This is a genomic window from Pseudomonas violetae, from assembly GCF_023072615.1.
GTDB classification, from domain to species: domain Bacteria; phylum Pseudomonadota; class Gammaproteobacteria; order Pseudomonadales; family Pseudomonadaceae; genus Aquipseudomonas; species Aquipseudomonas violetae.
Genome location: NZ_JAKNRW010000039.1, coordinates 1 through 11786 on the forward strand (window position 1 = coordinate 1; position 11786 = coordinate 11786).

Genomic DNA, 11786 nt, shown 5'->3' on the forward strand with positions numbered 1-11786 from the left:
GGGCATCCGCGAGTTTCTCGCCAGCCTTCACCGTGCCGGTGGCGCCGATGCGTTGCGCCAGCAGCCAGGCGTCGTAGTCGAACGCATGGGGATTGAGCAGCCCGACCGGCCGTTTCAGCTTGACCGCCAGGCGCCAGCGCTCTCCGCTGTTCACCGCAGGGCCGTCGTACCAGGCCAGGCGTATCCGCTGCGGCAGTTTCGTACGCCTGGAATGGCTGTCCGACAGTTCGAAGCGCACGACACCTTCGGCATTCTGCGGCAGCCCTGTGACCGTCCCTTCTACCCAACGGGTTTCACCGTCAAGCTGAATGGGTAGGCGATCATTCACCGCCCATTGCGCCTGGGCACAGGCCCAACTGAAGCCGAACAGGAGAAACGCCAGCGGATAGGTGCGAAACGGCAGCAACATCAAGCCCGCTATCGGCATCAGTATTAACAACCAGACCGGCGGTAATGCCGGTAAAAAACGCAGGGTCAGCAAACCCAGCGCCAGCGCTATCATCCCTGTGCGCATACGCCCGTCCTTGAGAGTCCACCCCCTAGGCATAGTCGGCTGATCGCACGGCCGTCGTTATTAATTGTCACAAAGTCTGAATAGCCGGTTCATCGAATCGAGACATACTTGCCGCCTTAACCGACCGAGAAGCCTTATGCCCCGGCGCTTATTCAAACGCTATATGCCAGACCCGACGAGCATCAGGGAACATAAGTCCTTACGCTTCCTTGGCACCCTGCTGCATGACCCGAACCTGTGGCACCTCAACCGCCACTCCGTCGCCCGGGCGATGGCCGTGGGGTTGTTCGCAGCGTTCCTGCCCATTCCCCTGCAGATGCTGGTGGCCGCCGCCCTGGCGATCATGGTGCGCGGCAATATTCCTATCGCCGTCAGCCTGGTCTGGCTGACCAATCCGATCACCATGCCAGTGGTGTTCTTCTGCACCTACCAGACCGGGGCCTGGTTGATGGACATTCCTGCCCGGCACCTGCCGCATGAACTGACCTGGGAATGGATCCGCGGCGAACTGTCCACGATGTGGCAGCCCTTTCTGCTGGGCTCGGTGCTCACTGGGCTGGTGCTGGGGGCCTTGGGCTATTGCCTGACGATGGTTTACTGGCGCTGGTGGGTTGCGCGGCAGTGGCGGCGACGCAAGAAAAACCGGATGTAGCAAGGTAAAACGGCCTCCACATGGGAGGCCGTTTGTTTATACGGTGTTTGGAATGACGCCGCGGTCGTCCTTAAGTCCGCATCCCGCGACCACTTACCAGCAAACGCGCGCAGCCGATATATAGCGCCACGGTCGCCACCAACATGAACGTGATCGCTACGCTGATTTTGATGTCGGAAACCCCCAGGATTCCGTATCGGAATGCGTTGACCATGTGCAGCACCGGGTTCGCCAGGGACACGGTCTGCCAGAACGGCGGCAGCAGGGAAATCGAATAGAACACGCCCCCCAGGTAAGTCAGCGGCGTCAGTACAAAGGTCGGGATGATCGAGATGTCATCAAAATTGCGCGCAAATACGGCGTTGATAAAGCCCAGCAGCGAGAAAATCGTCGCCGTCAGCACCACCACCAGGATGGTCACGCCCAAGTGATGCACCTGCAATTGGGTAAAGAACAACGACAACAGGGTCACGATCACCCCCACCATCAACCCGCGCAGCACGCCCCCGAGGGTGTAACCGATCAGAATGGTGTGCGGCGATACCGGCGACACCATTAGCTCCTCGATGGAACGCTGGAACTTGCTGCCGAAAAAACTCGACACCACGTTGCCGTAGGAATTGGTGATCACCGACATCATGATCAGGCCCGGCACGATGTATTCCATATAGGTGAAGCCACCCATATCACCGATCTGCCGACCGATCAGGTTACCGAAGATCACGAAGTACAGCACCATGGTGATGGCCGGCGGCAGCAACGTCTGCGGCCAGATTCGGGTGAAGCGCTTGACCTCGCGATAAACGATGGTGTTCAGGGCAACTAGGTTGGGTTGCAGCTCGGAACTCATACCGCCACCTTCGACAGATTTTTCTCCACCAGGGACACGAACAACTCCTCAAGGCGATTGGTTTTGTTGCGCAGGCTCAATACTTCGATGCGCTGTTGAGCAAGCTGGGTAAACAGCGCGGTAATACCCATAGCCTTGTCGACCTGGACTTCGAGGGTATGACCGTCGAGCAGTTTGGTCGGGTAACCGAGCAACTGCGGCGCAACGCTCAAAGTGTTCTTGAGATCGAGCAGGAAAGTCTCCACATGCAACTGCCCCAGCAACTGCTTCATGCTGGTGTTCTCGACGATGGTGCCGTGGTCGATGATGCCAATGTTGCGGCACAGCTGCTCAGCCTCTTCCAAATAATGGGTGGTGAGGATGATGGTGATGCCTTTCTGGTTCAACTCGGTAAGGAAGGTCCACATCGAGCGGCGCAGTTCGATATCCACTCCCGCCGTCGGTTCGTCGAGGATCAGCAGGCGCGGTTCGTGAACCAGCGCGCGGGCGATCATCAGCCGGCGCTTCATCCCGCCGGACAGGGAACGCGACGGCGTGTCGCGCTTGTCCCACAGGCCCAATTGGGTCAGGTACTGCTCGGCGCGTTCCTTGGCGATTTTCGGCGGGATGCCGTAGTAACCAGCCTGGGTCACGACGATGTCGAAGGTCTTTTCGAACTGGTTGAAGTTGAACTCCTGGGGCACGACGCCGATGGAGCGCTTGAGCGCCGCCGGGTTTTTGTCCAGGTCGTGACCGAAGATGTTCACCGTACCGCTGGTCTTGTTCACCAGGGTCGAGAGAATGCCGATGGTCGTGGACTTGCCGGCGCCGTTAGGGCCGAGCAAGGCGAAAAAATCACCTTCGGCGACATCCAGATCGATACCACTCAGGGCCTGGAAACCGTTGCCGTAGGTTTTGGTTAGCTGCCGGATGGACAGAGCGGAACTCATATCGGATTACGCACCAAGAAGGGAAAGTAAGGAATAGATAAGGGCGGACGGCGACGAACACAACCGCGGCGCATGAGTGCAATGGTGCTTGTCCCCGCCCCACAAGTACAGTCAAGCGTGTCGATAGTGAGTATTAAGTCAACGCGGTCATGACGGCCTTCTGATACGCCGGACGCTGCTTGAGCCGTGCATACCAGGCCTTCAGATGGGGCTGGTGGGCACGCTCGATGGGCATCTCGAACCAGGCATAAATAAAACTGCCAAGGGGAATGTCACCCATGCCGATCTCATCACCGGACAGGTAGGGATGGGTGGCCAACGCCTGGTCAACCATCGCCAGCAGCGCGTCGCACTCTTTGATCGCGGCGTGGATGGCCGGCCAGTCCTGTTTATCGGCCGAGGTGCGCAGCACGCCCCAGAACACGGTGCGGAACGGTCCGGCAAAACTCGAAGTGGCCCAGTCCATCCACTTGTCGGCGCTGGCGCGGGCTTGCGGATCCGCAGGGTACCAGGGGCTGTTGCTGGCATGACGGGCCAGGAGATAACGCACGATGGCGTTGGATTCCCACAGCACGAAGCCGTCGTCCTCCATCACCGGCACACGACCGTTGGGGTTCATCGCCCGGTACTCGGGGGTATCCACCACGCCAAAGGAGCCGCCTGCATCTATAGCCTCATAAGCGAGGCCCAGCTCCTCGGCTGCCCACAACGGTTTCCTGACATTCGACGAATTTTTCCGACCCCAGATCTTCAGCATGAGCGCCTCTTTATGGATGAATGCGCAGGCAGCATACGCCGGATCAGGCGCGGCTCAAATCGCTCTGAATGTCCCCCAGCAGCACCGGCAACCGTTCACCGAACAGATGCGGATAGCATTTTTCCAAGTGCTCGAAAAAGAACGCTTCAGGCACATCGGTGAACTGGCCGTGGTCGACCAGGTACTCCATCAACGGCTCGCCAGCGCGGTTGAACGGGTGGAATACGCTGTCGTTGATCCCGTCGAACTCCAGTGGCGCGACGTTAAACAACTCGCACAAGCCTTGATTGAATGCCGGCGTGGCCTTTACCCAGCGTCCGTTCAGGAACAGTTCGGTGTAACCGTGCATGGCGAACACGTCGCTCCTGAGCAGTTCAAGCAGCCGCGGGGTCGACAGGTGATTGCGCACATCGGCCAGGCCGATACGCGCCGGGATCCCACAATGTCGCGCGGCCCCAGCCAGCAATGTGGCTTTGGGCACGCAATAGCTTTCCCCAGCGGCCAGCGCGTAGCTGCCGCGCAAGGTCTGCGGATCGCGGCTGAAGGTATAGGGGTTGTAGCGCACGGCTTCGCGCACGGCGTAATACAGATTGATCGCCTGCTCGATCGGGTCGCGACGGGTACCACGATGTTTTTCAGCGAACTCCACTACGGACGGATGGTCACTATCGATGAAGCGGCCGGGACTCAAATACTCGTGCATGAGATCAATCTCCTGGGTAAGGCCCGAGTCTAGCGACAGGATAAGCACAGAGATAACGGCATTTCGGCCAAACATGGGCGCATTGTCGCGCGGGCAGCGAACGATTTGCGCAGCCCGTTGCCAACCGTGCCTGCACAACTTTTACAAGGTTTCTCACAATTCAACACCTTGCCCTGCTCACCCTGCTACGGATGCCGTCTAAGCTGTGAGGGTTGGTTTTGCCCTGGTTCACGGAGGATTAATTATGCTGTTGTTGTGGATACTGGTTCTGATCGTCGGCATTGCCTATCTGGCGCACCGCCGCACCGCCCCCCTACCGGCCCTGTGCATCGTTGCCGTGTTTGTGGTGGCAATGGGTGCCTTCAGCCACGCGCCCGGCTGGTTGTTGCTGCTGCTGTGGGTGCTGATAGCCGCCGTAGCGGCGCCGTTGCTACTGCCTGATCTGCGCCGCAAATTTTTCAGCGCGCCATTGTTCAGCTGGTTCCAGAAAACCCTGCCGCCGATGTCGCAAACCGAACGCGACGCCATCGACGCCGGCACGGTGTGGTGGGACGGTGAATTGTTCAGTGGTCGTCCGGACTGGGACAAATTGCTGGCCTATCCAAAAGTGCAGTTGAGCGAAGAGGAACAGGCCTTTATCGATGGCCCGACCGAAGAGCTATGCGCCATGGTCAGCGACTGGCAGATCGGCCAGGACATGGACTTGCCACCGCAAGCCTGGGCCCACATCAAGGACAACGGTTTCTTCGCCCTGATCATTCCCAAGGAATTCGGTGGCAAAGGCTTTTCCGCCTATGCCCACTCCCAGGTCGCGATGAAACTGGCGACTCGCAGTGGCGACCTTGCCTCCACAGTGATGGTCCCCAACTCCCTCGGGCCCGCTGAGCTGCTGCTGCATTACGGCACTGACGAACAACGCAATCATTACCTGCCACGCCTGGCGCGCGGTGACGATATTCCGTGCTTCGCCCTGACAGGCCCACTCGCCGGTTCGGATGCCGGCGCGATGCCCGACACCGGGATCATCTGCAAAGGCGAATGGGAAGGCCAGGAAACCCTGGGCCTGCGCCTGAACTGGGAAAAGCGCTACATCACCCTGGGTCCGGTCGCCACGCTCCTGGGCCTCGCGTTCAAGGCTTATGACCCGGACCATCTGCTGGGTGACCAGGAAGACCTGGGCATCAGCCTGGCGCTCATTCCAACTGACACCCCGGGCGTCGAGATCGGGCGGCGCCATCTGCCGCTGGGCGCCGCGTTCATGAACGGTCCCAACTCTGGCAAGGATGTGTTCATCCCCCTGGACTACCTGATCGGCGGCCAGGAGATGCTCGGCAAGGGCTGGATGATGCTGATGAACTGCCTGTCGGTTGGCCGTTCGATTTCCCTGCCGGCAGTCGGCACCGGCGCCGCCAAGTTCACCAGCCTCGTGACCGGCCAGTACGCCCAGGTGCGCGAACAGTTCAACGTGCCGCTCTCGGCATTCGAAGGTATCCAGGAAGCCATGGCGCGCATCGGCGGCAATGCCTGGATGATGGATGCCGCGCGAATGCTCACCGCCAATGCCGTTGACCTGGGCGAGAAGCCTTCGGTGCTGTCGGCGATCCTCAAGTACCACCTGACCGAACGTGGCCGCGAATGCATCAGCCACGCCATGGACGTGCACGGCGGCAAGGCCATCATCATGGGCCCGAACAATTACCTGGGACGCAGCTGGAACGGCGCGCCGATCTTCATCACCGTGGAAGGCGCCAACATCCTTTCGCGCAACCTGATGATCTTCGGACAAGGCGCCATTCGCTGCCATCCGTTCGTGCTCAAGGAAATGGCCTTGGCCGGCCGCGAGGACAAGGATCAGGCCCTGGTCGAATTCGATGCGCTGCTGCTCAAGCACATTGGGTTTGCCGTGAGCAACGCCGCCAGCACACTGGTGCTGAACCTCGGCTTTGGTCACTTCGAACGGGCGCCGGGCAATTCCCTGAGTCAAGGTTACTTCCGTGCGCTCAACCGCCAGGCGGCCGCGTTCGCCATGCTCGCGGACCTCAGCATGATGCTGCTGGGCGGCGAACTGAAACGTCGCGAACGCCTGTCGGCACGGCTGGGTGATGTACTGAGCAACATGTACCTGGCCTCCGCTGCACTCAAACGTTATCACGATCTCGATTCGCCCGACCACATGGCGCCGCTGTTTAACTGGGCAATGGAAGAAAGCCTCGGTCAGTCGGAAAAGGCCCTCGATGAATTGCTGACCAACTTCCCGAACAAAGTATTGGGCTGCCTGCTGCGGGTGATTGTGTTTCCGTTCGGTCGCCGTCACAAAGGCCCGTCGGACAAACTCGGTGCCGAGGTTGCCGCAGTAATCGGTCGCGCCAAAGGTGATCCAGCCCTGGAAGAGTTGCTCGGCGGTTGCTACCGTCCGCAGGCGGCAGATGACGCAGTCGGCGCGCTGCAGCACGCGTGCAATCTGTTGAACGCCGCGCAGCCTCTGCAGAAGAAGCTGCATGTGGCGCTCAAGAGTGGCCAGGTCAAGCCCGCCGCCGGAGAGCATGCGATTGATGCCGCACTTGAAGCCGGCGTATTGCAGCCAGCGGAAGCGATCACTTTGCGTGAAGCCGAGGCGGCGCGACGCAAGGTGATCGATGTCGATGACTTCGACAAGGATGAGCTGGCGCTGGCAGACGGAAAGGTCCGCTGATTCCGTTCGACCTGTAAAAACGGGCGCAGGAGCTTTATACTCCCGCGCCCGTTTTGCTCTTGAGGACTTATCTCGTGTCCAACATCGTTGCCGATCATCTCGTCCTGCTGGACCACTTGCGCAGCATCCTGGTAGCCGTGGGCGAGGCCGAGCAGGTTCCCGAAGAAAGCCATGCCTTGTTCCTGGAGCGCTTCGACGAACTGCGAGCATTGTTGCCGGTAGACCCGATCGAAAGCCAATACCTGGGCCAGGACATCCTCTGCCAGGTCATCACCCGCTACCCGCAAATCGCCCACCTGGTCCCGCGCGATCTGCTGTGGTATTTCGCCGGTGATTGCCTGCACTACATGCCTGACGATGAAATCGAGTTGTACCAGGCACTGGAAGAACGTCGCTTCGAAGCCGAACAGAACGACGAACCGTTCGACTGGAATCAGGAGAAGCAACTGCTGTCGATGTCCAACGACGACAGTAAGCACTGATCCACGATCAGCAATACAAAAGGCCCGCATGGTGAACATGCGGGCTTTTTTTGTGGCAGCCGATGGGGCCTCTCAGGGCAACCCTTCACTTTCGGGCGACTCATATGCCGCCAACTCAGCTCCCCGACCGGGCTTGCCCAAGGTCGGCTCTTTCTCCAGGCACTCCACCAGATAATCGATAAACACCCGCAACTTCGGCGGCATGTACCGGGTTGGTGAATGCAGCAGCCAGGCACCACCGTGGTAGGACGCCAGAAAAGTCCAGTCCGCCAACACCTGCACGATAAGCCCTTGCTCCAACGCGTGACGCGCGGTGAAATAAGGCAGGCTGCCAATTCCGATGTGTTGCAACACCGCGCCCAGGCGAACGCCGGTGTGGTTGGCAGCATATCGCCCACGTACACCGACCGTGACCGCCTTGGTGCCCTTTTTGAATTTCCAGCGCGCATCGCCAGGGGTTTCTCCCAGGTAGATGCAACTGTGGTTGAGCAAATCGTGAGGATGCGCCGGTATGCCGTGTTCGGCCAGGTACTGTGGAGTGGCACACAGCATATGATCGATCGTCAGTAGCTGCCGCCCCACCAGTCCGACAGGTGGCCGATCAGTGATCCGAATGGCCAGGTCGACATTGTCATCGATCAGATCCACCTGCCGATCCTCGAGCAGCAACTCAACGTCCACCTTGGGAAAGCGTCGCAAAAATTCCGGCATGTGCGGATGAATCACAAATCGCCCCACCGCCTTGGGCACGCTGACGCGTATCAACCCTTCAGTCTCATCGGTGAACAGGCCACTGATTTCCATGACCGACTTGGCCGCGCTGACCATCTCCTGGCAACGCTTGAACACCTCTTCGCCGCCGTCACTCAGGCGCAACTTGCGCGTGGTGCGTTGCAATAGGCGAGTGGCAAGCGCTTTTTCCAGGCGCGAAATGCTGCGACTGACCGCCGACGGCGAGGAGCCGAGTTGACGAGCCGCTTCAGAGAAGCTGCCGGTCTCGACAACCTTGACGAAAATCGCCATTTCACCCAGCAGCGGCAGTGGAAGATTTATGCTCACAGCGCAACAGTCCTTTGATGTTTGACCGGATTATCACGCTTTCCCCCCCTACCTATAATAAAAAACAGTATTTATTCGGATTCTGCACATGACGCTTCGCCTCTTTTTTCACAGTGATGAACTCAATGCCAACGTGGAAGTTCTGGACTGCATACCGCACGAGAGCGAGTTCGCCGTGGTGCTGCGGGCCACGCTATTTCATCCCCAAGGTGGTGGACAGCCTTTTGACACCGGCTGGATCGGCGAGGGCCAGGTGCTTCGCGTGGTACAGCATCAGGATCAAATCATCCATTTCGTCGACAGGCCGGTAATGCCAGGCATGACAAGGATTCGGGTCGACGAGCAACGTCGCCAGCTCAATACCCGCATGCATTCTGCAGGTCATTTGATCGGCCACTTCGTGCAGACCATGGACTGGATACCGATCAAGGCGCATCACTGGCCGGGCGAAGGCAGGGTGCAATTCAAACCTGCAGAGTCCGCGCAAGAGGTCGACGTACAGACGGTCCAGATCGGCCTCAAGCAGTGGATTGCCGACGACCTGCCACGCCTGACATCACTGCGCGAAGGCGCACGGGAAATCAGTTTTGGCGAACTACCAGCCTATGGTTGTGGCGGCACTCACGTATGCAGCCTGAAGGAGTTGGGCACGGTCACCATTGCCTCCACCTCAACGAAGAAAGGCTCACTATCGGTTCACTACAGCGTGGACTGAGTCGGCGGCCGCCTGAACTCTCGACATGCTCCACCCTTAACTTATGGAGTTAAAATGTCAGGGAATTACCTGGGCGAGTTTCTCGCATTGGCAACCATCCACTTCCTGGCGGTGGTTGCCCCCGGACCGGACTTCGCCGTCACCATCCGCCAGAGCGTGCGCTATGGCCGACTTGTTGGTATCTGCACAGCGTTGGGTATTGGCGCGGGGATTTCAGTTCATGTGCTGTACACCCTGTTAGGGGTGGGAGCGTTGATGCACACCACGCCGTGGCTGTTGACGGTGGCTAAGGTCGCAGGCGGCGCCTACATTTTGTACCTGGGCATCAGCCTGCTGCGCAGCAAAGCCAAAACCGTGCTTGAAGGTGAGCAGGAACGTGATACACCAGCGGTTGAGCAGTCCTTGGTGAAGGCGTTCACCACAGGCTTCCTGACGAACGCCACCAACCCCAAGGCCACACTGTTTTTCCTGGCGATCTTTACCACGATCATCAGCGCTACTACCCCGCTGAACATTCAAGCGCTTTACGGAATCTGGATGTGTTTCGTCAACGCGCTGTGGTTTGTCATCGTCGCGGTGTTTTTCTCCTCCAACAGGGTACGCCTGCTGTTCTTGCGTATGGGACATTGGTTCGAGCGGGCGATGGGCGTGATCCTGATTCTGTTCGCCGGACGTCTGATCCTTTCGATGTGAAAAACCACGCATGCAAAAGGTCCGCTCAGTCTGACTGGCGGGCTTTTTTACGTCTGGGGTAAAAATCCTGCACAAACAAAAACGCCGCTCAGTGAGCGGCGTTTTCGTTAAATATGGAGCGGGAAACGAGACTCGAACTCGCGACCCCGACCTTGGCAAGGTCGTGCTCTACCAACTGAGCTATTCCCGCAAATGGCGTCCCCTAGGGGACTCGAACCCCTGTTACCGCCGTGAAAGGGCGGTGTCCTAGGCCACTAGACGAAGGGGACACGCTGCCCGGAACACATGGTGTGTGTTTCGGTGCCCAGATCCGCATCCGAAGACTTGGCTCTGGTTTCACTCAGCGCCGCCCGAAAGCGACACTGTTTAAAATTGGAGCGGGAAACGAGACTCGAACTCGCGACCCCGACCTTGGCAAGGTCGTGCTCTACCAACTGAGCTATTCCCGCATTGGCGTCCCCTAGGGGACTCGAACCCCTGTTACCGCCGTGAAAGGGCGGTGTCCTAGGCCACTAGACGAAGGGGACACACGTACAACATTCACTCCCTACCGCGTTTCGCTGTGTGCTTTCCGCTGTAAGTGGCGCGCATTCTATGGATGGATTGAGAGGTCGTCAACCCCCAGATATAAATTTATTTAAATCAATGACTTCGACCTGGTTTCAAGCGCGTTTCGGGCTTTTCCGCCGCCCGGTGTCTGGCGCCTATATTCTGACGCCTGCCAAGACGCTATAGTCGATCCAGCCACAGATGATGGCCATGTGCGCCCAGGCCAAGGATTACTTATATAAGACGCATGGCGGCCGATACAGGCAGGACACTGTCCGATTCAACCCGTCGTGCAGCGCTATGCGCTCCAATGCCAAGCCACTACACTCGCTCGCGAATTTCCATAAAAAGAGGTCTTACCGGTGACTCCACTCATGATCACCCTGCTTGTCGTAGCCGGGATCGCGCTATTGATCGTCATTGGCTACATGAACAATGTGGTGGAAAACAACAAGCTGGAGAAGGCCCGCACCAAGGTTGAGCTCAACGACCGCCTGCGTCGTTGTGGCGAGATCACTGAGACATTCCCTGGACAGCTGATGACACCGGCGCTCAAGCTTCTGTTGACGCGCCTGGAACTGAACGTCTGCCAACGCCTGCTTAACCTGGAAAAATCCAATGCCGAGCTCAAGGCCCGGATCGCCGAGCTGGCAGCACTGATCGAGCAAGGGGAGTCGATTCCGGTCAATAACCCGCCGGCGCCGATCCAGACTGAAGCCAAAGCCAAGGACGTACGTTTCCTGCTGGAAGCCCTGCACGGTCAAATCACCCGCGCAGTACAGGACGGTTTCCTGCCCACCAATGAAGCCAAGCGCTGGATACGTGAGGTTCGCCATATCCTGGTGCTGCTGCACATCGAGTTCTTCAACAATCTTGGCCAGCACTCGCTGCAGCAAAATCAACCTGGCCAGGCGCGACTGGCTTTCGAGCGCGGCGTGCAATACCTGCGCAAACAGCAGGAACCACAGCTATACGCCGAACAGCTTCAGTACTTGGAGAAACTCCTGGCTCGCGCCAACGCCCAGGTGATGGACAAGACTGCGCCTGCCGATGATGAAGTGAACCAGTTGACCGAAGGCCTCAAGGACGTCGAAGCCGATGCTGACTGGAAGAAAAAAGTCATCTACGACTGATCGACCCGTGCAGGAGCGAGTTTGCTCGCGAAAAACGTCTGAGCGCTACGGGGTGTCT

Annotated in this window: 12 protein-coding genes and 4 tRNA genes; 6 read left to right on the plus strand and 10 right to left on the minus strand. The window is 58.7% G+C overall.

Annotated features, from left to right (window positions below; translation table 11 throughout):
• Positions 1 to 514: ComEC/Rec2 family competence protein (locus tag L9059_RS26350; protein WP_247293818.1), on the minus strand; the 514-nt coding region annotated here is incomplete at its 3' end.
• Between the two features lie 136 nt (positions 515 to 650).
• On the opposite strand from L9059_RS26350, the gene L9059_RS26355 reads away from it, so the two are divergent.
• Positions 651 to 1166 (plus strand): DUF2062 domain-containing protein, encoded by a 516-nt coding sequence (locus tag L9059_RS26355; RefSeq protein WP_247293819.1) that lies wholly within the window; start codon positions 651 to 653, stop codon positions 1164 to 1166.
• A gap of 70 nt (positions 1167 to 1236) precedes the next feature.
• Here L9059_RS26355 and L9059_RS26360 read toward each other — a convergent pair whose 3' ends face one another.
• From L9059_RS26360 to L9059_RS26375, 4 genes are all read right to left on the minus strand, one after another.
• Positions 1237 to 2016 carry an ABC transporter permease gene (locus tag L9059_RS26360; RefSeq protein WP_247293820.1) on the minus strand — a complete coding sequence of 260 codons (780 nt, stop codon included), beginning with the start codon at positions 2014 to 2016 and terminating at the stop codon, positions 1237 to 1239.
• On the minus strand, positions 2013 to 2945 hold the full coding sequence (locus tag L9059_RS26365) for an ABC transporter ATP-binding protein (protein ID WP_247293822.1): 933 nt from the start codon (positions 2943 to 2945) through the stop codon (positions 2013 to 2015). Before L9059_RS26365 ends, L9059_RS26360 begins: the two co-directional genes overlap by 4 nt.
• A gap of 133 nt (positions 2946 to 3078) precedes the next feature.
• Positions 3079 to 3702, minus strand: a complete 624-nt coding sequence (locus L9059_RS26370) for a glutathione S-transferase family protein (RefSeq protein ID WP_247293823.1) — start codon at positions 3700 to 3702, stop codon at positions 3079 to 3081.
• A 43-nt stretch (positions 3703 to 3745) separates the two neighbouring features.
• Positions 3746 to 4405: a transglutaminase-like domain-containing protein gene (locus L9059_RS26375; protein WP_247293824.1), complete on the minus strand. Its 660-nt coding sequence runs from the start codon at positions 4403 to 4405 to the stop codon at positions 3746 to 3748.
• Between the two features lie 244 nt (positions 4406 to 4649).
• Between L9059_RS26375 and L9059_RS26380 the strand changes: the two genes are divergently transcribed.
• Together L9059_RS26380 and L9059_RS26385 are read left to right on the plus strand one after the other, a co-directional pair.
• Positions 4650 to 7097, plus strand: a complete 2448-nt coding sequence (locus L9059_RS26380) for an acyl-CoA dehydrogenase (protein ID WP_247293825.1) — start codon at positions 4650 to 4652, stop codon at positions 7095 to 7097.
• Between the two features lie 74 nt (positions 7098 to 7171).
• The gene (locus L9059_RS26385) at positions 7172 to 7579 is read left to right on the plus strand and encodes a PA2817 family protein (RefSeq protein WP_247293826.1); all 408 of its coding nucleotides are present in this window, start codon (positions 7172 to 7174) and stop codon (positions 7577 to 7579) included.
• Positions 7580 to 7651: 72 nt separating this feature from the next.
• Here L9059_RS26385 and L9059_RS26390 read toward each other — a convergent pair whose 3' ends face one another.
• Positions 7652 to 8638: a LysR family transcriptional regulator gene (locus L9059_RS26390; protein ID WP_247293827.1), complete on the minus strand. Its 987-nt coding sequence runs from the start codon at positions 8636 to 8638 to the stop codon at positions 7652 to 7654.
• An 88-nt stretch (positions 8639 to 8726) separates the two neighbouring features.
• On the opposite strand from L9059_RS26390, the gene L9059_RS26395 reads away from it, so the two are divergent.
• Complete coding sequence (locus L9059_RS26395; RefSeq protein WP_247293828.1) at positions 8727 to 9353, plus strand: alanyl-tRNA editing protein; 627 nt, start codon at positions 8727 to 8729, stop codon at positions 9351 to 9353.
• A gap of 54 nt (positions 9354 to 9407) precedes the next feature.
• Positions 9408 to 10046 carry a LysE family translocator gene (locus tag L9059_RS26400; protein WP_247293829.1) on the plus strand — a complete coding sequence of 213 codons (639 nt, stop codon included), beginning with the start codon at positions 9408 to 9410 and terminating at the stop codon, positions 10044 to 10046.
• A gap of 114 nt (positions 10047 to 10160) precedes the next feature.
• On the opposite strand, the gene L9059_RS26405 is transcribed toward L9059_RS26400, so the two are convergent.
• From L9059_RS26405 to L9059_RS26420, 4 genes are all read right to left on the minus strand, one after another.
• Positions 10161 to 10236: transfer RNA gene (locus tag L9059_RS26405), tRNA-Gly, on the minus strand.
• A gap of 3 nt (positions 10237 to 10239) precedes the next feature.
• A tRNA-Glu gene (locus tag L9059_RS26410) sits at positions 10240 to 10315 on the minus strand.
• Between the two features lie 104 nt (positions 10316 to 10419).
• Positions 10420 to 10495, minus strand: a tRNA-Gly gene (locus tag L9059_RS26415).
• Positions 10496 to 10497: 2 nt separating this feature from the next.
• Positions 10498 to 10573 (minus strand) — tRNA-Glu (locus L9059_RS26420).
• Positions 10574 to 10969: 396 nt separating this feature from the next.
• Here L9059_RS26420 and L9059_RS26425 point away from each other — a divergent pair.
• Entirely contained in the window at positions 10970 to 11728 is a 759-nt protein-coding gene (locus tag L9059_RS26425) for a hypothetical protein (protein ID WP_247293830.1), read from the plus strand.
• Positions 11729 to 11786: the final 58 nt, after the last annotated feature.

Excerpts from the sequence above, each read along its gene's own strand:
- L9059_RS26355 (WP_247293819.1), top strand. The coding sequence starts at position 651 with ATGCCCCGGCGCTTATTCAAACGCTATATGCCAGACCCGACGAGCATC.
- L9059_RS26360 (WP_247293820.1), bottom strand. The coding sequence starts at position 2,016 with ATGAGTTCCGAGCTGCAACCCAACCTAGTTGCCCTGAACACCATCGTT.
- L9059_RS26365 (WP_247293822.1), bottom strand. The coding sequence starts at position 2,945 with ATGAGTTCCGCTCTGTCCATCCGGCAGCTAACCAAAACCTACGGCAAC.
- L9059_RS26370 (WP_247293823.1), bottom strand. The coding sequence starts at position 3,702 with ATGCTGAAGATCTGGGGTCGGAAAAATTCGTCGAATGTCAGGAAACCG.
- L9059_RS26375 (WP_247293824.1), bottom strand. The coding sequence starts at position 4,405 with ATGCACGAGTATTTGAGTCCCGGCCGCTTCATCGATAGTGACCATCCG.
- L9059_RS26380 (WP_247293825.1), top strand. The coding sequence starts at position 4,650 with ATGCTGTTGTTGTGGATACTGGTTCTGATCGTCGGCATTGCCTATCTG.
- L9059_RS26395 (WP_247293828.1), top strand. The coding sequence starts at position 8,727 with ATGACGCTTCGCCTCTTTTTTCACAGTGATGAACTCAATGCCAACGTG.
- L9059_RS26400 (WP_247293829.1), top strand. The coding sequence starts at position 9,408 with ATGTCAGGGAATTACCTGGGCGAGTTTCTCGCATTGGCAACCATCCAC.
- L9059_RS26425 (WP_247293830.1), top strand. The coding sequence starts at position 10,970 with ATGATCACCCTGCTTGTCGTAGCCGGGATCGCGCTATTGATCGTCATT.